Annotated in this window: 25 protein-coding genes and 1 other annotated feature; all 25 genes read left to right on the top strand. The window is 43.6% G+C overall.

Annotated elements, in window-relative coordinates; genetic code table 11:
• Positions 1 to 28: 28 nt before the first annotated feature.
• A complete protein-coding gene (rlmB, locus tag AC1DVJ_RS20825) occupies positions 29 to 769 on the top strand; it encodes a 23S rRNA (guanosine(2251)-2'-O)-methyltransferase RlmB (RefSeq protein ID WP_065858835.1) in 741 nt (246 codons plus the stop codon).
• Between the two features lie 5 nt (positions 770 to 774).
• Positions 775 to 1,287, top strand: coding sequence for an NYN domain-containing protein (locus AC1DVJ_RS20830; RefSeq protein WP_477593126.1), 513 nt, complete (start codon positions 775 to 777; stop codon positions 1,285 to 1,287).
• Between the two features lie 119 nt (positions 1,288 to 1,406).
• Positions 1,407 to 2,051: an RNA polymerase sporulation sigma factor SigH gene (gene sigH, locus AC1DVJ_RS20835; protein ID WP_028557511.1), complete on the top strand. Its 645-nt coding sequence runs from the start codon at positions 1,407 to 1,409 to the stop codon at positions 2,049 to 2,051.
• A gap of 223 nt (positions 2,052 to 2,274) precedes the next feature.
• The gene (gene rpmG, locus AC1DVJ_RS20840; RefSeq protein ID WP_079418041.1) at positions 2,275 to 2,424 is read left to right on the top strand and encodes a 50S ribosomal protein L33; all 150 of its coding nucleotides are present in this window, start codon (positions 2,275 to 2,277) and stop codon (positions 2,422 to 2,424) included.
• 19 nt (positions 2,425 to 2,443) lie between these two features.
• The gene (gene secE / locus AC1DVJ_RS20845) at positions 2,444 to 2,656 is read left to right on the top strand and encodes a preprotein translocase subunit SecE (protein WP_047683213.1); all 213 of its coding nucleotides are present in this window, start codon (positions 2,444 to 2,446) and stop codon (positions 2,654 to 2,656) included.
• Between the two features lie 24 nt (positions 2,657 to 2,680).
• A complete protein-coding gene (nusG, locus tag AC1DVJ_RS20850; RefSeq protein ID WP_028557509.1) occupies positions 2,681 to 3,214 on the top strand; it encodes a transcription termination/antitermination protein NusG in 534 nt (177 codons plus the stop codon).
• A 133-nt stretch (positions 3,215 to 3,347) separates the two neighbouring features.
• The gene (gene rplK, locus AC1DVJ_RS20855; RefSeq protein WP_477593127.1) at positions 3,348 to 3,773 is read left to right on the top strand and encodes a 50S ribosomal protein L11; all 426 of its coding nucleotides are present in this window, start codon (positions 3,348 to 3,350) and stop codon (positions 3,771 to 3,773) included.
• Between the two features lie 116 nt (positions 3,774 to 3,889).
• Entirely contained in the window at positions 3,890 to 4,582 is a 693-nt protein-coding gene (rplA, locus tag AC1DVJ_RS20860) for a 50S ribosomal protein L1 (protein ID WP_057313460.1), read from the top strand.
• Between the two features lie 54 nt (positions 4,583 to 4,636).
• Positions 4,637 to 4,789: a sequence feature (ribosomal protein L10 leader region), on the top strand.
• A 68-nt stretch (positions 4,790 to 4,857) separates the two neighbouring features.
• Positions 4,858 to 5,367, top strand: coding sequence for a 50S ribosomal protein L10 (gene rplJ / locus AC1DVJ_RS20865; RefSeq protein ID WP_477593128.1), 510 nt, complete (start codon positions 4,858 to 4,860; stop codon positions 5,365 to 5,367).
• Positions 5,368 to 5,432: 65 nt separating this feature from the next.
• Positions 5,433 to 5,795: a 50S ribosomal protein L7/L12 gene (rplL, locus tag AC1DVJ_RS20870; RefSeq protein WP_056618322.1), complete on the top strand. Its 363-nt coding sequence runs from the start codon at positions 5,433 to 5,435 to the stop codon at positions 5,793 to 5,795.
• A gap of 190 nt (positions 5,796 to 5,985) precedes the next feature.
• Positions 5,986 to 6,582 carry a class I SAM-dependent methyltransferase gene (locus AC1DVJ_RS20875; protein ID WP_477593129.1) on the top strand — a complete coding sequence of 199 codons (597 nt, stop codon included), beginning with the start codon at positions 5,986 to 5,988 and terminating at the stop codon, positions 6,580 to 6,582.
• A 358-nt stretch (positions 6,583 to 6,940) separates the two neighbouring features.
• The gene (gene rpoB / locus AC1DVJ_RS20880; protein WP_477593130.1) at positions 6,941 to 10,480 is read left to right on the top strand and encodes a DNA-directed RNA polymerase subunit beta; all 3,540 of its coding nucleotides are present in this window, start codon (positions 6,941 to 6,943) and stop codon (positions 10,478 to 10,480) included.
• Positions 10,481 to 10,550: 70 nt separating this feature from the next.
• On the top strand, positions 10,551 to 14,171 hold the full coding sequence (gene rpoC, locus AC1DVJ_RS20885) for a DNA-directed RNA polymerase subunit beta' (RefSeq protein ID WP_477593131.1): 3,621 nt from the start codon (positions 10,551 to 10,553) through the stop codon (positions 14,169 to 14,171).
• A 180-nt stretch (positions 14,172 to 14,351) separates the two neighbouring features.
• Positions 14,352 to 14,603: a ribosomal L7Ae/L30e/S12e/Gadd45 family protein gene (locus tag AC1DVJ_RS20890; protein WP_477593132.1), complete on the top strand. Its 252-nt coding sequence runs from the start codon at positions 14,352 to 14,354 to the stop codon at positions 14,601 to 14,603.
• Positions 14,604 to 14,765: 162 nt separating this feature from the next.
• Positions 14,766 to 15,185 carry a 30S ribosomal protein S12 gene (gene rpsL / locus AC1DVJ_RS20895; protein WP_028557500.1) on the top strand — a complete coding sequence of 140 codons (420 nt, stop codon included), beginning with the start codon at positions 14,766 to 14,768 and terminating at the stop codon, positions 15,183 to 15,185.
• A gap of 44 nt (positions 15,186 to 15,229) precedes the next feature.
• The gene (rpsG, locus tag AC1DVJ_RS20900; RefSeq protein WP_028557499.1) at positions 15,230 to 15,700 is read left to right on the top strand and encodes a 30S ribosomal protein S7; all 471 of its coding nucleotides are present in this window, start codon (positions 15,230 to 15,232) and stop codon (positions 15,698 to 15,700) included.
• A gap of 39 nt (positions 15,701 to 15,739) precedes the next feature.
• On the top strand, positions 15,740 to 17,815 hold the full coding sequence (gene fusA, locus AC1DVJ_RS20905; RefSeq protein WP_477593133.1) for an elongation factor G: 2,076 nt from the start codon (positions 15,740 to 15,742) through the stop codon (positions 17,813 to 17,815).
• 39 nt (positions 17,816 to 17,854) lie between these two features.
• Entirely contained in the window at positions 17,855 to 19,045 is a 1,191-nt protein-coding gene (gene tuf, locus AC1DVJ_RS20910) for an elongation factor Tu (RefSeq protein ID WP_047683193.1), read from the top strand.
• A 409-nt stretch (positions 19,046 to 19,454) separates the two neighbouring features.
• Positions 19,455 to 19,763 (top strand): 30S ribosomal protein S10, encoded by a 309-nt coding sequence (gene rpsJ, locus AC1DVJ_RS20915; RefSeq protein ID WP_028557496.1) that lies wholly within the window; start codon positions 19,455 to 19,457, stop codon positions 19,761 to 19,763.
• Positions 19,764 to 19,805: 42 nt separating this feature from the next.
• Positions 19,806 to 20,429, top strand: coding sequence for a 50S ribosomal protein L3 (gene rplC / locus AC1DVJ_RS20920; RefSeq protein ID WP_477593134.1), 624 nt, complete (start codon positions 19,806 to 19,808; stop codon positions 20,427 to 20,429).
• Between the two features lie 16 nt (positions 20,430 to 20,445).
• A complete protein-coding gene (gene rplD / locus AC1DVJ_RS20925) occupies positions 20,446 to 21,072 on the top strand; it encodes a 50S ribosomal protein L4 (protein ID WP_477593135.1) in 627 nt (208 codons plus the stop codon).
• Positions 21,069 to 21,359 (top strand): 50S ribosomal protein L23, encoded by a 291-nt coding sequence (gene rplW / locus AC1DVJ_RS20930; RefSeq protein ID WP_056618288.1) that lies wholly within the window; start codon positions 21,069 to 21,071, stop codon positions 21,357 to 21,359. The genes rplD and rplW overlap by 4 nt, the downstream gene beginning before the upstream one ends.
• 29 nt (positions 21,360 to 21,388) lie before the next feature.
• Positions 21,389 to 22,219: a 50S ribosomal protein L2 gene (gene rplB / locus AC1DVJ_RS20935; RefSeq protein ID WP_056618285.1), complete on the top strand. Its 831-nt coding sequence runs from the start codon at positions 21,389 to 21,391 to the stop codon at positions 22,217 to 22,219.
• A 48-nt stretch (positions 22,220 to 22,267) separates the two neighbouring features.
• Positions 22,268 to 22,546 (top strand): 30S ribosomal protein S19, encoded by a 279-nt coding sequence (gene rpsS, locus AC1DVJ_RS20940; RefSeq protein WP_028557491.1) that lies wholly within the window; start codon positions 22,268 to 22,270, stop codon positions 22,544 to 22,546.
• A gap of 29 nt (positions 22,547 to 22,575) precedes the next feature.
• Complete coding sequence (rplV, locus tag AC1DVJ_RS20945) at positions 22,576 to 22,908, top strand: 50S ribosomal protein L22 (RefSeq protein WP_028557490.1); 333 nt, start codon at positions 22,576 to 22,578, stop codon at positions 22,906 to 22,908.
• The last annotated feature ends 8 nt before the right edge of the window (positions 22,909 to 22,916 follow it).

A 22,916-nucleotide genomic window follows, 5' to 3' on the forward strand; every position in this document is an offset into this window, starting at 1 on the left:
TTCGCAAGAACCATTAGGAGGAATTAGGATGGATGAAGACATTATCGGCGGGAAGCACTCCGTATTGGAGGCGCTTCGCGCAGGACGGACAATTAATAAAATATGGATTGCGGAGAGTGCTCAAAAGCAATTCGCAGGCCCGATTGTGGCAGAAGCCAAAAATCTAGGCATTATCGTCCAGTTTACGGACAAGCGTAAGCTTGATCAAATGGCAGAAGGGCTTCAGCACCAAGGAGTCGTTGCGCAAGTGGCTGCCTATGAATATGTGGAAGTAGAGGACATTTTAGCCAAAGCAAAAGAGCTCGGACAAGAACCTTTCATTCTGATTCTCGATGAAATTGAAGATCCGCATAACCTAGGATCCATACTGCGTACAGCAGATTGTACGGGGGTTCATGGTGTGATTATACCGAAACGTCGTTCCGTTGGATTAACCGCAACAGTTTCCAAGACATCTGCTGGTGCAGTAGAGTATGTTCCCGTTGCACGCGTAACCAACATTGCCCAAACGATTGAGCAATTGAAGGAGCAAGGCGTATGGGTTGCCGGTACGGATGTTTCAGCAGCTCAAGATGTGTATAAAGCCAACTTTACGATTCCGATTGCCCTAGTTATTGGGAACGAGGGTAAAGGTGTTGGCAGACTCATTAAAGAAAGATGCGACTTCTTAGTTAAGCTGCCTATGGCCGGACATGTTAATTCGTTGAATGCCTCCGTTGCCGCGGGTGTATTGATGTATGAAGTGGTAAGACAGCGCAATAAAAGTTAAATAGGATGGAACAAATCCTAATTGTAGATGGCTACAACATTATCGGCGCCTGGCCTGAATTAAGTAAATTAAAGGATACCGACCTCGAAGGTGCACGTGACGGGCTGATCCACATGCTTGCGGAATTTCAATCTTTTTCGGGTATGAAAGTTTATCTTGTTTTTGATGCCTATATGGTACCAGGACTCGGTAAGAAATATGTGCAGAACAAACTGGCCGTACTCTATACCAAAGAGAAGGAGACGGCAGATGAGCGAATCGAACGGCTAGTTACGAATCTGATGGGACGGCGTAAGGAAATATTCGTGGCGACGTCGGATATGATCGAGCAACATGTCATATTTGGCAAAGGAGCGCTGCGCATGCCCGCGAAAGAATTGCTAGTGAAAATTAAGCAAAATCGTAAAGAGGTTCGTGAACGCATCGTGCCAGAGAAGACAACGAAACGGAATCCATTCGAAGGCAAGCTGAGCGATGAGATGAAAGCCAAGTTTGAGCGATGGCGAAGAGGGGAGTAAATCCTCCAAATGCTAGAAATGGTGGGGTTCCCCGTTGACGGTGAGAGATTTCATCATGTATACTTAACCTAACTTTTATAGTGAAATCTGGGTAGTCTTGCAGGCCGGAGGGATTGTTGGTGAGTGTCGACCTCAAAGAACTGAGAATGTATGATTATGACCTCAAGCCAGATGAAGACATTGTCGAAGCCGTCCGTGAAGGCAGTAGCGAAGCTTTGGAATATCTTATCAACAAGTATAAGAATTTTGTACGTGCCAAAGCACGTTCTTATTTTTTGATAGGTGCAGACCGAGAAGATATTGTGCAGGAAGGCATGATAGGTTTATACAAATCTATCCGCGACTTCCGAGGAGACAAGCTTGCTTCATTCAAAGCCTTTGCTGAACTGTGTATCACGCGGCAGATCATCACGGCGATTAAGACAGCAACTCGTCAAAAGCATATTCCTCTTAATTCCTACGTGTCACTGGATAAGCCCATCTATGATGAAGATTCTGATCGTACACTGCTTGATGTCATTAGCGGTTCCAGGGTCACGGACCCTGAAGAGCTTGTAATTAATCAAGAAGAGTTTACGGGACTTGAAGATAAAATGGGAGAGATTTTGAGTGATTTAGAGCGTAGAGTACTTATGCTCTATCTCGATGGCAGATCCTATCAAGAAATTGCCGTGGATCTGGATCGCCATGTGAAGTCAATTGACAATGCTCTCCAACGTGTCAAGCGCAAGCTTGAGCGGTATTTAGAAGTCAGAGATTTGTAGAAATGCCCGTGCCGCTTGAGCTGTACGGGTGTTTTTCTTTGTTCGCATGTTTAGTAACTCTCGGGAGAGTCTATACTGGTGATACTCTTGCATTTGTGAGACTTCTACCTTGACACTCGAGGGGCAGTTGTGATAAAGTGTTTCAGGTAGCCCTAAAAGTCGCTTTCTTTTTGATGCGCTTAGAAGGGCTTTAATTAGAAAGTGTCTGTAGGAGGTGTACATCATGCGGGTCATCATCACATTAGCGTGCACAAATTGCAAACAAAGAAACTATGCATCCACTAAAAATAAGCGCAACAATCCCGACCGTATTGAGTTGAAGAAATATTGCAAATTTTGCAATGAACATACTGCTCATCGCGAGACTAGGTAGTTCTTTGGAGGTGTAGTTTGTGGCGTTCTTGGCTAGAATGAGACAAAGCTTCGGATCCACTTTTTCCTTCTTCACCGACAGTTGGTCAGAACTCAAAAAGGTCAAGTGGCCAAGTCGCAAAGAGATGACTACCTATACGCTTGTCGTTATAGGTACAGTAACTTTTGTTGCTATTTATTTTTTTGTGCTGGATCTAGGAATTTCTGAGTTGCTGCGCCTTGTTTTTAAATAAACAGGACTATAGGTGAATTTATTCATGGAAAAAAGATGGTACGTCGTACATACCTATTCAGGGTATGAGAACAAAGTGAAAGCCAACTTAGAGAAGCGCGTTGAGTCTATGGAAATGACGGACAAGATCTTCCGTGTGCTTGTGCCTATGGAAGAAGAACTGGTAAACAAAGACGGCAAGAAAAAAGTCGTCATGCGTAAAGTTTATCCAGGTTATGTCCTCGTGGAAATGATTCAAACCGACGACTCATGGTACGTAGTACGTAATACGCCAGGAGTAACTGGATTCGTGGGTTCTACTGGATCTGGCTCTAAACCAACTGCATTGTTACCTGAGGAAGTTGAATCGATTCTGAAGCATATGGGAATGGAAGAACCGAAGGAAGTAATTGACTTCGAACTGAAAGAAACCGTACGCGTCAAGGTGGGTCCATTTGCAAACTTTGTTGGCTCTGTCGAAGAGATTATTGCCGATAAGGGTAAACTGAAGGTGCATGTCAACATGTTTGGTAGAGAAACACCGCTTGAGCTCGATTTCGACCAAGTGGAAAAACTCTAAACATGACAACCAAAAGGTTCTACCAGGTCTATTCCTTGGGATAGACCTACGTTAGTGGGATCGCATTAGATTCCTGAGTAGAGAGACTTTGATTCGTCGAAGACTCCTATATTACTGCAAGGAGGTGTCTATCATGGCAAAAAAGGTTATTAAAATCGTGAAGCTTCAAGTTCAAGCTGCGAAAGCAAATCCAGCACCACCGATCGGTCCAGCATTGGGTCAAGCAGGTGTGAACATTATGGCTTTCTGTAAAGAGTTTAACGCTCGTACTGCTGATCAAGTTGGTCTAATCATTCCAGTTGAAATCACAGTTTTCGAAGACCGTTCCTTTACATTCATCACTAAAACGCCTCCGGCTGCAGTTCTTCTTCGCGTCGTTGCTGGTATCGCAAAAGGATCCGGTGAACCAAACAAAAAGAAAGTTGCAACTGTGAAACGCGATAAAGTTCGCGAAATCGCTGAACAAAAAATGCCTGACCTAAATGCTGCATCCGTAGAGGCTGCAATGCGTATGGTTGAAGGTACTGCTCGCAGCATGGGAATCGTCATCGAAGATTAATTCCGCAAGGAATGCGACTGTGTAAGCTCGAAGCTTACAGAAATGTTTTCTACGAAAACATGGAAGTCGCTCGGTGGGAGGATTATCCGCTAATACCACTAAGGAGGATAAATATTATGCCTAAACACGGTAAAAAATACCGCGAAGTAGCTCAGCTTGTAGATGCTGAAACTTTGTACGATCCGTCAGAAGCAATCGAGCTTGTTAAGAAAACAGCTCCTGCTAAATTTGATGAAACTGTAGATGTTGCAGTTCGTCTGGGTGTAGACCCAAGAAAACAAGATCAGGCTGTTCGTGGTGTCGTTGTACTTCCACACGGTACTGGTAAAACAAAACGCGTTCTCGTATTTGCAAAAGGCGAGAAAGCAAAAGAGGCTGAAGCAGCTGGTGCAGATTTTGTTGGTGATGCAGACATGATCAACAAAATTCAACAAGGTTGGTTCGAGTTCGATGTTTGCGTAGCTACTCCTGACATGATGAGCGAAGTTGGTAAACTGGGTCGTATCCTCGGGGGTAAAGGTCTTATGCCGAACCCTAAAGCAGGAACAGTTACTTTCGACGTTACTAAAGCTGTTCAAGAGATCAAAGCTGGTAAAATCGAATACCGTCTTGACAAAGCAGGTCAAATCCATGCTCCACTTGGTAAAGTATCTTTCGATGCAGACAAGTTGAACGAAAACTTCAAAGCATTGGTTGATGCACTTGTTCGTGCGAAACCAGCAGCGGCTAAAGGTGTATACCTTAAGAACATTGCTGTATCGTCCACAATGGGTCCAAGCGTACGTGTGAACCTGTCATCCTTCAGATAAGTAAAAGCTTCCAGTTGACTTCGGTTACTGGGCATGATACTCTATCAAAGGTCCTAAAAATGAATATGCAAACCGTAGACAGTAGGTGCCGATGAGCTTAATTTCCTACCGAGGTGTTATGATATATATAACGATTTCTTTGTACGCAAGGAAAAAGTGAACACATCATGCCTTCGTAGCGTCTACGAAGGCATTTCTTATTCATAGATAAGAAATGCTAATGCTCCTACTGTTTGCGATCTTGAAAGATAAATGCATAAGAAGTGAGGTGTACTATGGCAAACGCGAAAATTCTTGCAGAGAAAGAACTAGCAGTAGCTGAAGTGACTGAGAAGTTTAAAGCTAGTGCTTCTACAATCATAGCGGACTACCGCGGTTTGAACGTAGCTCAAGTAACACAGCTGCGCAAAAGCTTGCGCGAAGCTGGTATTGAATTCGTAGTTCTCAAGAACTCGTTGGCTAGACGCGCATCGGCGAATGCTGAACTAAGCGCATTGGATGAGTACCTAACAGGTCCAACTGCTATTGCTTTCAGCAAAGACGATCTAGTTGCTCCAGCGAAAATATTGACTGATTTTGCGAAAAAGAATGATAAATTGAGCGTAAAAGGTGGCGTGGTCGAAGGCCGCGTAGTTGGATACGACCAAATCAAAGCACTTGCAGAACTTCCATCCAGAGATGGTCTTCTCTCCATGTTGCTTAGCGTTCTTCAAGCTCCAGTTCGTAACTTTGCACTTGCTGTTAAAGCAGTTGCAGAGAAAAAAGAAGCTGAAGGTCAAGCTTAATTTCAACGTACCAAATGTTTTACAAACAAAAAAACTAATTTATTAATGATAATGGAGGTTTAACCATGAGCACAAATGCAACGATCCTAGAAGCAATCAAAGGCATGACAATCTTGGAATTGAACGACCTGGTTAAAGCAATCGAAGAAGAGTTTGGCGTTACAGCAGCAGCTCCAGTAGCAGCAGGCGTGGCAGCAGTAGCAGTTGAAGAAGCTCAAACTGAGTTTGACGTTATCTTGACAAGCGCTGGCGCATCCAAAATCAACGTAATCAAAGTAGTTCGCGAAATCACAGGTCTTGGCCTGAAAGAAGCGAAAGACCTTGTTGACGGAGCTCCAAAAGCAGTTAAAGAAAAAGTTAGCCAAGAAGAAGCAGACGCTGTTAAAGCTAAGCTTACTGAAGCTGGCGCTTCCGTAGAAGTTAAGTAATTCTTTTTCTTAGGAAACCTCTTGAAGCTTGACTTCAAGAGGTTTTTTTTAACTAATGTCTAGATAAACACTACGTCCTTTATGAATGGGGTAGTCGTTTATTGTGCCTAAGTTTTTACCCTTAGGAAAGCCTTAGGAACGCACGTGGTTATTGGATTTTCCTAAAGGTAGAAAAGGAGGGAATTCAAACGTGTCAGAGCATTACTACACACAACGGCCAACGGTGAAGAGTGATGTTCATACTGCGCAAGAGATATTACGTGGTAAGACATTTACTTTTCTTACTGACGCTGGTGTGTTTTCGAAAAAAGGTGTCGATTATGGAAGTAGGCATTTAATAGAAACGATGGAATTATCTGAAGATGCTAGTGTACTCGATGTGGGCTGTGGCTACGGGCCGATGGGGCTAAGTGCTGCGGTAATGTGCCCGAAAGGGCATGTGACGATGGTCGACATCAATGAGAGAGCGGTCGAACTTTCAGTGGAAAATGCGCGGCGAAATGCAATTGCGAATGTCACGATTCTACAAAGTGATTTGTTGGAACAAGTGAAAGATAAAAAGTTCGACGCTGTTTTGACCAATCCGCCTATTCGTGCGGGGAAGGAAACGGTTCATCGGATTTTCGAAGAGGCCTATGATTGTTTGAATGATGGAGGCTCACTATGGGTTGTGATCCAGAAGAAACAAGGAGCACCATCAGCGGTGAAGAAATTAGAAACCATGTATAGTGAAGTGGTTGAGGTTTCGAAGGATAAAGGCTATCGCATACTCAAGGCAATAAAGTAAGGCTCTTACGAATATACGTGGGAATTTGTTTGACTTGACATTTCAAATATGGTATTATTAAAAAATGTCAGTATTAAGATGGGACACATGTCTTTAGTTAGTAAAAGTGTCAAGTCTTTTTTTCGGCCGATATGAATAAAATTTGAACCGGTAACGTATAATGTTTGAATTTTGGGAAATTCTAGCAGGATGAGAAGAGAATCTTGAAAAAGCCTTGTTGAATACAGAAAAAAACCTTCATCCATACAGTCGCTTAATTCGGACGGGCTCCACTAACGGAGGCGTCCTGAGTGTACGTAGGTCGAAGTTTTTCTTCTTTCTTTTTATTTATTGAGTAGAGTTGAGGGGTGAATGAAAGTTGGCGGGACATCTTGTTCAATTTGGACGACGTAAACGCAGGACTTATGCACGAATTAATGAGGTTCTGGGCATTCCAAACCTGATTGAAATCCAGCAAAAATCGTATGAGTGGTTTTTGGAAGAGGGACTTCGTGAGATGTTTCAGGATATCTCCCCGATTCAGGATTTTACAGGGAACCTAGTACTGGAGTTCATTGACTATAGCTTAGGCGATCCTAAGTATTCAGTTGATGAATCCAAAGAACGCGACGTAACCTATGCGGCGCCGTTAAGAGTCAAAGTCCGTTTGATTAATAAGGAAACCGGTGAGGTCAAGGAACAAGAAGTGTTCATGGGGGATTTCCCTATTATGACTGATACGGGAACGTTCATTATTAACGGTGCGGAGCGTGTAATCGTCTCCCAGCTCGTTCGTTCTCCCAGTGTTTATTATAGCACGAAAGTGGATAAAAACGGCAAAAAAACTTACACAGCAACAGTGATTCCGAACCGTGGAGCTTGGCTGGAGCTTGAGACAGATGCGAAAGATATCATCTATGTTCGTATCGATCGCACGCGTAAAATTCCAGTTACTGTATTGCTTCGTTCATTAGGTTTTGGTACAGATGCTGAGATTCTAGATTTGCTTGGCGATAACGAATATATTCGTAACACGCTCGATAAAGATAACACGGATTCTACGGAAAAAGCGTTAATCGAAATCTATGAGCGTCTTCGTCCAGGTGAGCCGCCTACACTTGATAATGCAAGAAGCTTGATCGTTGCTCGTTTCTTTGATCCGAAGCGTTACGATTTGGCGAACGTAGGTCGCTACAAAATCAACAAAAAATTGCACATCAAAAATAGATTGTTCAATCAGCGTTTGGCTGAAACATTGGTGGATTCCGAAACGGGAGAAATTATTGCTGAAGCAGGACAATTATTGGATCGTCGTGTGCTTGATGAAATCCTTCCTTTTATCGAAAAAGGTGCGGGATATAAAGAATTTACGATTCCTAAAGGTGTAACTGGTGCGGATACAATCCCTGTTCAGTGCATTAACGTGTATTCACCAACAGAAGAAGGCAAGGTAGTTAAGGTTATTTCTAACGGTGTTATTGATAAAGCTGTCAAAAACATCACGCCTGCCGATATCATTTCATCCATTAACTACTTTATTAACTTACTGCATGGTATTGGAAATACGGATGATATTGACCATCTTGGTAACCGTAGACTTCGTTCTGTAGGTGAATTGCTTCAAAATCAATTCCGTATCGGTCTGTCCCGTATGGAGCGTGTTGTTCGTGAGCGTATGTCGATTCAAGATGCTAATGTGATCACGCCACAAGCGTTAATCAACATTCGTCCTGTTATCGCGTCGATCAAAGAGTTCTTCGGTAGCTCCCAACTTTCTCAGTTTATGGACCAAACGAATCCACTTGCTGAATTGACGCACAAGAGACGTCTGTCTGCACTAGGACCCGGTGGTTTGACGAGAGAGCGAGCAGGGATGGAAGTTCGTGACGTGCATCACTCTCACTATGGCCGTATGTGTCCAATTGAGACGCCTGAGGGACCAAATATTGGTCTGATCAACTCCTTGTCTACGTTTGCCCGTATTAACGAGTATGGCTTCATTGAAGCTCCGTACCGTTGGGTAGATCCGAAGACAGGTTTGGTAACGTCACAAATTGCATACCTGACTGCGGATGAAGAAGATAACTACGTTATCGCGCAAGCGAATGCGAAATTGACGGAAGACAACAAATTCGTTGAGGACGCCATTATCGTTCGTTACAAAGATGATAACTTAACACTTCCGGTTGAACGTGTCGATTACATGGACGTTTCTCCGAAACAAGTTGTATCAGTTGCAACAGCGCTAATCCCGTTCCTTGAAAACGATGACTCCAACCGTGCGTTAATGGGTTCCAACATGCAACGTCAAGCTGTTCCACTTCTTATTCCTAAAGCACCGCTTGTAGGTACAGGTATGGAGCACAAAGTTGCTAAGGACTCAGGAGTATGTATTGTCTCCAAATTTGATGGAATTATTGAGAAGGCTGCTGCGAATGAAATTTGGTTGCGTCGACAGGAAATGGTTGATGGCAAGCTAGTCAGCGGTAACATCGTCAAATATAAGCTTCACAAATTTATGCGTTCTAACCAAGGTACATGCATTAATCAACGTCCTATTGTTAAAAAAGGTCAATTGATTAAAGCTGGCGATATTCTTGCTGATGGACCATCAACTGAACAAGGGGAATTGGCACTTGGGCGTAACGTAGTCGTAGCTTTCATGACTTGGGAAGGTTACAACTATGAGGATGCGATCTTGCTAAGCCAAAAGCTTGTTAAAGAAGATGTGTACACATCCATTCATATCGAGGAATACGAGTCTGAAGCTCGTGATACGAAGCTAGGACCTGAAGAAATTACACGCGACATCCCGAACGTAGGGGAAGACGCACTTAAGAATCTTGATGAGCGCGGAATCATCCGTGTTGGTGCTGAGATCGGCGCTGGCGATATCCTCGTTGGTAAAGTAACACCGAAGGGTGTAACTGAATTGACAGCTGAAGAAAGATTGCTACACGCGATCTTCGGTGAGAAGGCTCGTGAGGTTCGTGATACGTCCCTACGCGTACCGCATGGTACAGACGGTATCGTTGTCGATGTGAAAGTATTTACGCGTGAGAACGGCGATGAACTGCCTCCTGGTGTGAACCAACTCGTTCGTGTCTACATTGCTCAAAAACGGAAAATTTCCGAAGGCGATAAAATGGCGGGACGTCATGGTAACAAAGGGGTAGTAGCACGTATTCTCCCTGAAGAAGATATGCCTTTCCTTCCAGATGGTACACCGGTAGAAGTCGTTCTGAATCCACTAGGGGTTCCTTCCCGTATGAACATCGGTCAAGTACTTGAAGTTCACTTAGGTATGGCTTCCAAGTATCTGGGTATCCACGCTGCAACACCGGTATTCGATGGAGCTCGTGAGTATGACGTATTTGATGCCATGGAAGAAGCAGGTATGCAACGTAGCGGTAAAACGATTCTGTACGATGGTCGTACAGGGGAGTCCTTCGAACGCGAAGTAACCGTTGGCGTCATGTACATGATCAAACTGGCACACATGGTTGACGATAAAATCCATGCCCGTTCAACTGGACCTTACTCACTTGTTACTCAGCAGCCGCTGGGTGGTAAAGCGCAGTTCGGTGGACAACGTTTCGGGGAGATGGAGGTATGGGCACTCGAGGCTTATGGAGCTGCTTATACATTGCAAGAAATTCTTACCGTTAAGTCAGATGACGTTGTGGGCCGTGTGAAAACGTACGAATCCATTGTCAAAGGCGAGAATGTTCCAGAACCAGGTGTTCCGGAATCCTTCAAAGTTTTGATCAAAGAGCTTCAAAGCTTAGGTATGGATGTTAAAATCCTGTCTGGCGACGAAGAAGAGATCGAAATGCGCGAAGCTGATGACGACGACGAAGTGACGAGCGATAAATTAAACCTAAACATTGAGGGCTCCGAGCTTGGAGTCAACGAATAGTAACACCACAATAGAACGAGAACGATTCACTTTATAAGTGGGTTTAAATTTCTTAAAGGAGGGTTGCTCCTTGATGGACGTTAACAACTTCGAGTTTATGAAAATCGGCTTGGCATCACCCGATAAAATTCGCTCTTGGTCCCGTGGGGAAGTAAAGAAGCCGGAAACGATTAACTACAGAACCTTAAAACCTGAGAAAGAAGGTCTTTTCTGTGAAAAGATCTTCGGACCTACGAAAGATTGGGAATGTCATTGCGGTAAATACAAACGTGTTCGCTATAAAGGCGTTGTTTGTGACCGTTGTGGCGTTGAAGTAACCCGTCAAAAAGTACGTCGTGAACGCATGGGGCACATTGAACTTGCTGCTCCTGTTTCACACATTTGGTACTTCAAAGGGATTCCTAGCCGTATGGGTCTTGCGTTAGATATGTCTCCAAGATCTTTGGAGGAAATTATCTATTTTGCATCCTACGTAGTAACGGATCCAGGTGATACTCCACTTGAGAAGAAGCAACTATTATCTGAGAAAGAATACCGTAGCTATCGCGAGAAATACGGCTATGCTTTCCAAGCAGGAATGGGTGCGGAAGCTGTCAAAAAGCTTCTAATCGATATTGATATCGAACGCGAAGTAGAAACACTCAAAGAAGAACTCAAAACAGCGCAAGGTCAACGTCGTAACCGTGCAATTAAGCGTCTAGAAGTTATGGAAGCATTCCGTAACTCGAAGAACTTGCCTGGTTGGATGGTACTGGATGTACTTCCGGTTATCCCTCCTGAGCTTCGCCCAATGGTACAGCTTGATGGTGGTCGTTTTGCGACATCCGATTTGAATGACCTCTACCGCCGTGTTATCAACCGTAACAACCGTCTTAAGAGATTGCTCGACCTAGGCGCGCCGGATATCATTGTTCAAAATGAAAAACGGATGCTTCAAGAAGCGGTTGATGCATTGATCGATAACGGTCGTCGCGGCCGTCCAGTAACAGGTCCTGGTAACCGTCCATTGAAATCCCTCAGCCATATGCTGAAAGGTAAACAAGGACGTTTCCGTCAGAACTTGCTCGGTAAACGTGTTGACTACTCTGGTCGTTCCGTTATCGTAGTAGGACCTAACCTGAAGATGTACCAATGTGGTCTCCCGAAGGAAATGGCGCTTGAATTGTTCAAGCCTTTCGTTATGAAAGAGCTTGTGAATAAAGGTTTGGCTCATAACATCAAGAGTGCGAAACGTAAAGTTGAGCGCGTAAGTCCAGATGTTTGGGATGTACTAGAAGAAGTAATCAAGGAGCACCCGGTTCTTCTGAACCGTGCACCGACGTTGCATAGATTGGGTATTCAAGCTTTTGAACCGATTCTGGTAGAAGGCCGCGCTATTAAACTTCATCCACTCGTATGTACAGCTTACAATGCTGACTTCGACGGTGACCAAATGGCCGTTCACGTACCATTATCCTCAGAAGCACAAGCAGAAGCTCGTTTGCTCATGCTGGCATCAGGTAACATTTTGAATCCGAAAGACGGTAAGCCGGTTGTTACACCTTCACAGGATATGGTTCTGGGAAGTTTCTACTTAACAACGGATAATAAATTTGCTAAAGGTGCAGGTTCCATTATTAGAACTGTACACGAAGCAGTTTCTTCCTACCAATCGGGTAAAATGGCACTGCATGCGCGCGTAGCGATTCCTGCTAAAGCGTTGAACAAAACAAGCTTCACTGAAAAACAACAAAACGCGATGCTGATCACAACAATCGGTAAAATTATCATGAACGAAATCTATCCTGCTGATTTCCCATTCATTAATGAACCGACCAAAACGAACCTATTGAATGGTATTCCGGATGCGCACTTTGTATTTGAAAAAGGTGCAGATCTAAGAGCTATCATGTTGGAACGTGATGAGAACAAAGCGGTAGGTAAAGAGTATCTTGGATCGATTATTGCTGAGTGTTTCCGTAAGTACCACACGACGCAAACGTCCATGATTCTTGATAGAATTAAAGAGCTTGGATTTACGTATTCCACCAAAGCGGGTATTACCGTAGCTGTCTCTGACGTTGTTGTTCCAACTGAAAAAGTAGCAATCCTGAAGGAATGTGAAGAGAAAGTACGCGTAGTTACGAACCAATACCGTCGCGGTTTGATTACGGATGAAGAGCGTTATGACCGCGTTATTGCGATTTGGAGTAAAGCGAAGGATGAAATCACAGAAATCTTGATGAAATCCCTAGATAAGTACAACTCCATCTCCATGATGGTTGAATCCAAAGCACGGGGTAACAAGTCACAGATTACACAGCTTGGCGGTATGCGTGGTTTGATGGCGAATCCATCCGGTAAAATTATGGAGTTGCCGATTAAATCGAACTTCCGTGAAGGTCTGACAATCTTGGAATACTTTATTTCCACGCACGGAGCGCGTAAAGGTCTTGCCGATACAGCACTTCGTACAGCGGATTCCGGTTACTTGACTCGTCGTCTTGTAGACGTAGCACAGGATGTTATCGTTCGTGAAGACGATTGTGGAACAGATAAAGGCTTTATGGTTAGCAAAATTCAAGATGGTAAAGAGGTTATTGAGGATCTTTACGATCGTATTGAAGGACGCTATGCTTATGAAACTCTTCGTAATCCACAAACAGGCGAAGTTATTGTTCAGCGTAACGAGCTTATCGAATCAGGTATTGCAGATAAAATTATTGAAGCAGGGATTGAGAAGCTTCAAATTCGTTCTGTACTTAGCTGTCGTACCAATCATGGTGTTTGTAAGAAATGTTACGGTCGTAACTTGGCTACTGGTCAATTCGTTGAGGTTGGTGAGGCAGTTGGTATTATTGCCGCGCAATCCATTGGTGAGCCAGGAACACAGTTGACGATGCGTACATTCCATACCGGTGGTGTTGCCGGAGACGATATTACACAAGGTTTGCCGCGTATTCAAGAGCTCTTTGAAGCACGTAATCCGAAAGGTCAAGCGATTATTTCCGAAATCGACGGTGTCGTTAAGGAAATTCGTGAAGCTAAGGATCGTCGTGAAATCGAAGTTCAAGGTGAAGCGGAATCCAAGGTATACGCAGTTCCTTACGGATCTCGTGTACGTGTATCGTTGAATCAACAAGTTGAAGCTGGTGACGAGTTGACGGACGGATCTATCGATCCGAAAGAAATGCTTCGCATCAAAGGTATCCGTGGCGTTCAGAACTATATTCTTCAAGAGGTGCAACGCGTTTATCGTAACCAAGGGGTAGAAATTAACGATAAACATATTGAAGTTATGGTTCGTCAAATGCTACGTAAAATCCGCATCGTAGACGCGGGCGATACAACGCTTCTTCCTGGTTCATTTGTTGATATTCATGAGTACGAAGCAGCAAATAAAGTTGCTTTGTTCGCTGGTAACGAGCCTGCAGTTGCTCGCCCAATCTTGTTGGGTATCACAAAAGCTTCACTTGAAACGGATTCCTTCTTGTCCGCAGCATCTTTCCAAGAGACAACTCGTGTCTTGACAGATGCAGCGATTAAAGGGAAAGTCGACCAATTGTTGGGTCTGAAAGAGAATGTTATCATCGGAAAACTAATCCCTGCGGGAACTGGTATGCCAAGATATCGTAACATTCGAATTACAAACCCTAACGAAGTTGTCGTTCATGATGAAGATTTGGAAAAAGAAACAGTTGCTGTTGAGTAACTATAAATAAAGATGAGAGATAGCCACTTAATTTGGGGTGGTTATCTCTTTTTTATTTTAAAATGCTCATTGTACTACTAGAAATACTTAAACTAACCCTTGACACTAGCTTGGCAAAATGATAATATATCGAAGTGTGCCTAAGTCGATATTCTTTCCTTTCTTTGAAGGGGGTGCCTTATGTCTTATGAAATAGTCAAACAGGCGAAGAATAGATGTATTGGCACGAAGAAGGTTACAAAAACAGTCGAGCAAGGTAAGGCGATAGAAGTTTTTGTTTCTAAAGATGCAGATCCGCGATTGACGATAAATCTGGTAGCTCTCTGTACGCAGAAGGGTGTGCCTGTAACCTACGTAGATTCTATGAAGATGCTAGGTAAAGCATGTGGAATTGAAGTTGGAGCTGCGGTAGCAGCTGTTGTAAATGAATAAGTGCTAAAGACGTTTTTGTTGGTGGAACAAGCTAGCTTAAGTACTAGTGACTTTGATAGCTATCCAGAACAAGGACTTTCTCTTTGCTCATTTATGACTCGCCTGGATCTGTGGGCTTGCAAGAAGCACATCATGTTATGAATGTAGGGAGGAGGTGGCGATATGCCAACAATTAACCAACTAGTACGTAAAGGTCGTCAAGCGAAGGTGGATAAGTCCAAATCACCAGCTTTACAAAAAGGTTTTAACGCTTTGAAAAGAGAAGCAACGGATTTGAGTGCTCCTCAAAAACGTGGTGTCTGCACGCGTGTAGGTACTATGACTCCTAAGAAGCCTAACTCCGCACTTCGTAAATATGCACGTGTTCGTTTGACGAACCGCGTAGAGGTGACAGCTTACATCCCAGGTATCGGTCACAACCTGCAAGAACATAGCGTTGTATTGATCCGTGGTGGTAGAATTAAAGATCTTCCAGGGGTACGTTATCACATCGTGCGTGGAGCATTAGATACTTCCGGTGTTAACAACCGTAAGCAATCCCGTTCCAAATACGGTACGAAACGTCCGAAAGTTAAAAAATAAGAGATAATAATCAGGAATGATTCTTATAAGAAAGGGGGATAACTATGCCTCGTAAAGGTCCAGTTACTCGCAGAGACGTATTGCCAGATCCAATTTATAATAGCAAACTAGTTACTCGTCTTATCAATCGTATTATGGTTGATGGAAAAAGAGGGGTAGCACAAACGATTCTATACAACGCTTTTAACCTCGTGAAAGATCGTACAGGTAAAGAGCCGATGGAAGTGTTTGAAGCTGCTATCAAAAACATTATGCCAGTACTAGAAGTTAAAGCTCGCCGTGTTGGTGGAGCAAACTATCAAGTGCCTATCGAAGTTAGACCTGACCGTCGTTCGACATTAGGTTTGCGTTGGTTGGTTAACTATTCCCGTCTTCGCGGTGAGAAGACGATGGAAGAAAGATTGGCTTATGAAATTATCGATGCTAGCAATAGCACTGGTTCTTCCGTTAAGAAACGTGAAGATACACACAAAATGGCTGAAGCTAACAAAGCTTTCGCTCACTACCGTTGGTAGAATTCTAATATAATTAACAGAAAGGAGACATAACGACTTATGGCTAGAGAGTTCTCCTTAAAAAACACACGTAATATCGGGATCATGGCTCATATCGATGCTGGTAAAACGACTACAACAGAGCGTATTTTGTACTACACTGGTAAAGTTCACAAAATCGGAGAAGTGCACGAAGGTGCAGCTACGATGGACTGGATGGAGCAGGAGCAAGAGCGCGGAATCACGATTACTTCCGCCGCTACAACTGCGCAATGGGAAGGTCACCGCATCAATATTATTGATACCCCAGGGCACGTTGACTTTACCGTTGAGGTAGAGCGTTCCCTTCGTGTGTTAGATGGAGCAGTTGGTGTATTTAGTGCGAAAGAGGGCGTTGAACCTCAATCGGAAACAGTTTGGAGACAAGCTGATAAATACAACGTTCCACGTATTGCTTACGTAAACAAAATGGATATCATCGGTGCAGACTTCCTGCAAGTTGTTGAGTCCATGCGTCAAAAACTGGGTGCAAATGCAGTAGCTATTCAACTTCCAATCGGTGCTGAGAATGAATTTAAAGGTATCATCGATTTGGTTGATCAAGTTGCTTATATGTACAAAGATGATCTTGGTAAGGATATCGAGAAAATCGAAATTCCTGCTGAGTTCACTGATCAAGTTGCAGAACTTCGTTTGGAACTAATCGAGAAAGTTGCTGAGCTTGATGAAGAGCTTACAATGAAATATCTCGAAGGCGAAGAAATCACTGTTGACGAGATTAAAGCAGCTCTACGTAAAGGTGTCTGCGAAGTGAAAATCTTCCCAGTTATCGTAGGGTCTTCTTACAGAAACAAAGGTGTTCAATTGATGTTGGATGCAGTAATTAATTACTTGCCATCACCACTTGATGTACCTGATATTAAAGGTGTACTTGACGATGGTACTGAAGTGGTTCGTAAGTCTGCTGATGATCAACCTTTCTCAGCGCTTGCATTCAAAATCATGACAGATCCTTTCGTTGGTCGTCTTACTTTCTTCCGCGTTTACTCTGGTACCTTGAACTCCGGTTCTTATGTCTCTAACGCGACAAAAGGAAAACGTGAACGTGTTGGTCGTATTCTTCAAATGCATGCGAACGCACGTCAAGAGATCAGCATTGTATATGCAGGTGATATTGCCGCGGCTGTTGGATTGAAAGATACAACAACTGGTGATACACTTTGTGATGAGAAAAACCCTGTTATCCTTGAAAGAATGGTCTTCCCTGAACCGGTTATCCAGCTTGCTGTTGAACCGAAAACGAAAGCCGATCAAGATAAAATGGGTATCGCATTGCAAAAACTTGCTGAAGAGGATCCAACTTTCCGTGCTTCCACAGACGAAGAAACTGGACAAACGATCATTGCAGGTATGGGTGAGCTTCACCTTGAGATCCTCGTTGACCGTATGCTTCGTGAGTTCAAAGTAGAAACCAATGTTGGTAAACCGCAAGTTGCTTACCGTGAAACTTTCCGCGCTTCTGCGAAAGTTGAAGGTAAATTCGTTCGTCAATCCGGTGGTCGTGGTCAATACGGACATTGTTGGGTTGAGTTCGAACCGCAAGAAGCTGGCGTAGGCTTTATCTTCGAAAACAAAGTTGTGGGCGGATCAATTCCAAGAGAATACATCGCACCTATTCAAGCTGGTATCGAAGAGTCCATGAAGAATGGTGTAATCGCAGGATTCCCACTTGTGGATATCAAAGCTACAGTTGTTGATGGATCTTACCACGATGTTGACTCCAATGAAATGGCGTTCAAAATCGCGGGTTCCATGGCACTTAAAGCAGCGAAAGAAAAATGTAAACCGGTTCTTCTTGAGCCAATCATGAAGGTAGAAGTTACTGTACCAGAAGAGTACATGGGCGATGTTATGGGTGACCTTAACTCACGTCGTGGACGCATTGAAGGTATGGATAGCCGTCATGGAGCGCAAGTCATCCGTGCTAAGGTGCCTTTGTCCGAAATGTTTGGATATTCCACAACACTTCGTTCAAGAACACAAGGCCGTGGTGTTTACTCCATGGAACTTTCACATTATGAAGAAGTTCCTAAGTCAATTGCAGAAGAAATTATTGCAAAAGGCAAAGGCGCTTAATATAAAAATACTAGTCACTCTAAGGAGGAATCGTTTAAAATGGCAAAGGCTAAATTTGAACGTAACAAACCGCATGTTAACATCGGAACTATTGGTCACGTCGATCATGGTAAAACAACTTTGACAGCTGCAATCACAACTGTACTGTCCAAAAGATACGGTGGAGCTGCAGTAGCATTCGACCAAATCGATAAAGCACCAGAAGAGCGCGAGCGCGGTATCACAATCTCCACAGCTCACGTTGAGTACGAAACTCCTAACCGTCACTACGCACACGTAGATTGCCCAGGACATGCTGACTATGTTAAAAACATGATCACAGGTGCTGCTCAAATGGACGGCGCTATCCTAGTAGTATCCGCAGCTGATGGCCCTATGCCACAAACGCGTGAGCACATTCTTCTTTCCCGTCAAGTAGGCGTACCATACATCGTGGTATTCCTTAACAAATGTGACATGGTTGAAGACGAAGAATTGCTTGAATTGGTTGAGATGGAAGTTCGCGACCTTCTTAACGAATATGAGTTCCCAGGCGATGATACTCCAATCATCCGCGGTGCAGCTCGTGAAGCTCTTGCTAACCCAGAAGGTCCTTGGGCTGACAAAATCATCGAGTTGTTCGAGCAAGTTGATACTTACATCCCAACTCCTGAGCGTCAAACAGACAAACCTTTCCTTATGCCAGTTGAGGATGTATTCTCAATCACTGGTCGTGGAACAGTTGCAACTGGTCGTGTTGAGCGTGGTACTGTTAAAGTACAAGAAGAAGTTGAAATCGTTGGTATCGCTGAAGAAACTCGTAAATGCATCGTAACTGGTGTAGAGATGTTCCGTAAATTGCTTGATTCCGCTCAAGCTGGCGACAACATCGGAGCATTGCTTCGTGGTGTTGATCGTAAAGATATCGAGCGTGGACAAGTTCTTGCGAAACCGGGTTCAGTTAAGCCACACACGAACTTCACTGCACAAATCTACGTTCTAACTAAAGAAGAGGGTGGCCGTCATAAGCCTTTCTTCACTGGTTACCGTCCACAGTTCTACTTCCGTACAACTGACGTAACGGGTATCATCTCTCTTCCAGAAGGTACTGAGATGGTTATGCCAGGTGATAACATCACAGTTACAGTTGAACTTATCAACCCAATCGCAATCGAAGAAGGAACACGCTTCGCGATTCGTGAAGGCGGACGTACAGTTGGTGCGGGCGCGGTTGCTACAATTCAAAAATAATTTCTCTTTGAGAGATAGAAACATCCATCGGTTAAACGATGGATGTTTTTTTGATTTAATTGTTATACGCGGCTATTACGTATGTTAATCAGTTGGATGACTGGAAACAGAATGCAGTGGTTTTAATAATAATCTTTTATTATAATGTAGAAACGGATTGAGGAAACGACAGTCGAGCGTTAGTTATATAGAAGAGAAAATCACGTACAAATAATTATGTGCAAATGCCTAATATTTCACTTGCTTTTCGTTTTAGAATTTTATATAATATAAAGCGTTGGTCTGTGACGTTGCGATGATGCGAAAGGTTGCCGACACACCAGGCCCCTTTGCCATGGGGATGGCTGTTGGAGAATTTTCGCGGAGTATGTCCGATAATAAATTGGGCGATAGAAGGAGGGACTTTTAAATGGCAAAGCAAAAAATTCGTATCCGTTTGAAGGCGTATGATCACAGAATTATTGATCAATCAGCTGAGAAAATCGTGGAAACTGCCAAGCGTTCCGGTGCAGGTGTATCCGGTCCGATTCCGCTTCCGACAGAGAAGCAAATCATCACGATTCTTCGTGCGGTGCACAAGTACAAGGATTCGCGTGAGCAATTCGAGATGCGTACGCATAAGCGTCTAATCGATATTGTGAATCCAACACCACAAACAGTTGATGCTTTGATGCGTCTGGACTTACCGTCTGGCGTTGACATCGAGATCAAACTGTAAAAAACTATAGAGTTAACAATGGAAGGAAATGAGGTGTCAACGATGAAAGGTATCTTAGGGAAAAAACTTGGGATGACACAGTTGTTTACTCCGGAGGGTAATGTTGTTCCGGTAACTGTCATTCAAGCAGGACCATGTGTGGTACTGCAAAAGAAAGATGTGGATAACGATGGTTATGAGTCGATCCAAATCGGTTATGATGATGTAAAAGCTAGCCGTATCATTAAACCAGAGCTTGGCCATGCGAAAAAAGCAGGGGCAACTCCTAAGCGCTACGTTAAAGAAATTCGTGGCATTCAGTTGGGTGACTATGAAGTTGGTCAAGAGCTGAAAGCAGATCTGTTTACAGAGGGCGAATTCGTTGATGTAACGGGTACTTCCAAAGGTAAAGGGTTCCAAGGTAACATCAAAAGACATAACCAATCCACTGGGCCAATGGCACACGGATCACGTTATCACCGCGGACCTGGTTCGATGGGTTCCATTCAAGCAAACCGCGTTCCTAAAGGTAAGAAATTGCCAGGACATATGGGTAACGAAACAGTAACACTTCAAAATCTTCAAATTATTAAAGTAGATGCTGAGCGTAATGTATTGCTAGTTAAAGGTTCCATTCCGGGTCCTAAAAACAGCTACGTTAGCGTGAAGTCTGCTGTGAAAAAGTAAGAAAGGAGGAAGACAGATGCCAAAAGTAGCTTTATATAATGTAACAGGTGCTCAGGTAGGAGAAGTTGAACTGTCTGACGTTGTTTTCGGAATTGAACCTCACGTTCATGCGATTCACGAAGCTGTTCTTTTGCAACAAGCAGCTGTGCGTCAAGGAACTCACAAAACAAAAGGTCGTTCGGAAGTTCGCGGCGGTGGTCGCAAACCATGGAAACAAAAAGGTACAGGTCGTGCTCGTCAAGGTAGTATTCGTGCTCCACAGTGGAAAGGCGGCGGTACCGTATTCGGACCAACTCCTCGTAGCTATGGTTTCAAATTACCAAGAAAAGTTCGTCGCTTAGCGATCAAATCCGCTTTGTCCTCGAAACTTATCGATAACAACTTGATCGTTCTGGATCAACTACAAATGAATGCGCCGAAAACGAAAGATTTCGTAGCGATTCTGAACAACCTGAAAGTAGACACAAAAGTACTAGTTGTAGGCGTTCCTAACGACTCCAATGTTGCTTTGTCAGCTCGAAATATCCCAGGTGTGAAATTTGTTGCTGCTGATGGAGTTAATGTTCTTGATGTCATGCTTTATGACAAATTGATCTTAACACAAGAGGCTGTACAGAAAGTTGAGGAGGTGCTTGCACAATGAAAAATCCACGCGACATTATCAAGCGCCCGATCATCACTGAGCGTACAAGCGACCTAATGGCTAACAAAAAGTATGTTTTCGAAGTGGATCTTCGCGCTAACAAAACAGAAATTAAACAAGCTATCGAAGCAATCTTCAAAGTGAAAGTTACAAATGTAAACACACTCAGAATGCCAGCTAAGCCTAAACGTTATGGCAAACACTCTGGTTACACTTCCATCTGGAAGAAAGCTATCGTGTCCCTAAGCGCAGAAAGCAAAGAATTGGAATTCTTCGAAACGGTATAACCCATTTCTTGAAGTAAGGAGGAAACAGAGTGCCAATTAAAAAATACAAACCAACCTCACCAGCTCGTCGTGCGATGTCGGTTTCTACTTTTGAAGAAATCACAACATCAACACCCGAGAAATCATTGCTTGCTCCTTTGTTCAAGCATGCTGGTCGTAACAACCAAGGTAAAATTACGGTTCGTCACCATGGTGGTGGACACAAGCGTAAATACCGTATTATTGATTTCAAACGTACTAAAGATGGAATACCAGGACGCGTTGCTACAGTTGAGTACGATCCTAACCGTTCCGCGAACATCGCATTGATCCATTATGCTGATGGCGAGAAAAAATACATCATCGCTCCTAAAGGTCTTAAAGTGGACGATCGTATCGTTTCTGGACCACAAGCAGATATCAAAGTAGGTAACGCTCTTCCATTGGAAAACATTCCAGTTGGTACAGTTATCCACAACATTGAGTTGAAGCCTGGTAAAGGTGCACAATTAGTGCGCGCAGCTGGTACAGAAGCTCAATTGCTTGGTAAAGAAGAATCATACGTAACAATTCGCCTTTCATCCGGTGAAGTTCGTAAAGTTCTAAAAGTTTGCCGCGCAACAATCGGTTCTGTTGGTAACGAAGATCACGAACTTGTGAAAATCGGTAAAGCAGGACGTAATCGTTGGAAGGGCAATCGTCCTCAAGTTCGTGGGGTTGTTATGAACCCGAATGATCACCCACACGGTGGTGGTGAAGGACGCGCACCAATCGGACGTAAATCACCTATGTCTCCATGGGGTAAACCGACGCTTGGTTTCAAAACTCGCAAAAAAGGTAAAGCATCCGATAAATACATTGTACGTCGTCGTACGAAGTAATCTAGGATATATGAATTCTCTTGAGGTTCAAGGAAGGGAGGAACACCCATGGGTCGCAGCTTAAAGAAGGGTCCATTTATCGATGGTCACTTACTGAAAAAAGTAGAAGACTTGAACACATCTGGCAAGAAACTAGTTGTCAAAACGTGGTCCCGTCGTTCTACAATTTACCCGCAATTCGTTGGTCACACTTTCGGAGTATATGACGGAAGAAAACACGTGCCAGTATATGTAACGGAAGATATGGTTGGGCATAAGCTTGGTGAATTTGCTCCAACACGTACGTATAAAGGTCACGATGACGATAAGAAAACCGGAAAACGTTAATTCATTTTTAACCGAGAGGAGGTACTACCATGCAAGCTAAAGCAATATTGAACCACGCTCGGATTGCTCCTCGTAAAGCAAAGCTAGTTGTTGACTTGATTCGGGGAAAAGCGGTAGGTGAAGCGATCGCAATTTTGCGTCATACACCGAAGGCAGCTTCTCCAATTCTGGAGAAACTATTGAATTCCGCAATTGCCAATGCAGAGCATAACTATTCATTAGATCCAAACAAACTTGTTGTTTCCGAGACTTTCGTAAATCAAGGACCAACAATGAAAAGATTCCAACAACGTGCAATGGGCCGCGCTAGCGCGATCAAAAAACGTACCAGCCACATCACAATCGTGGTATCTGAAAAATAAGGAGGGGT

The sequence above is a fragment of the Paenibacillus sp. P4_A9 genome (assembly GCF_056402415.1).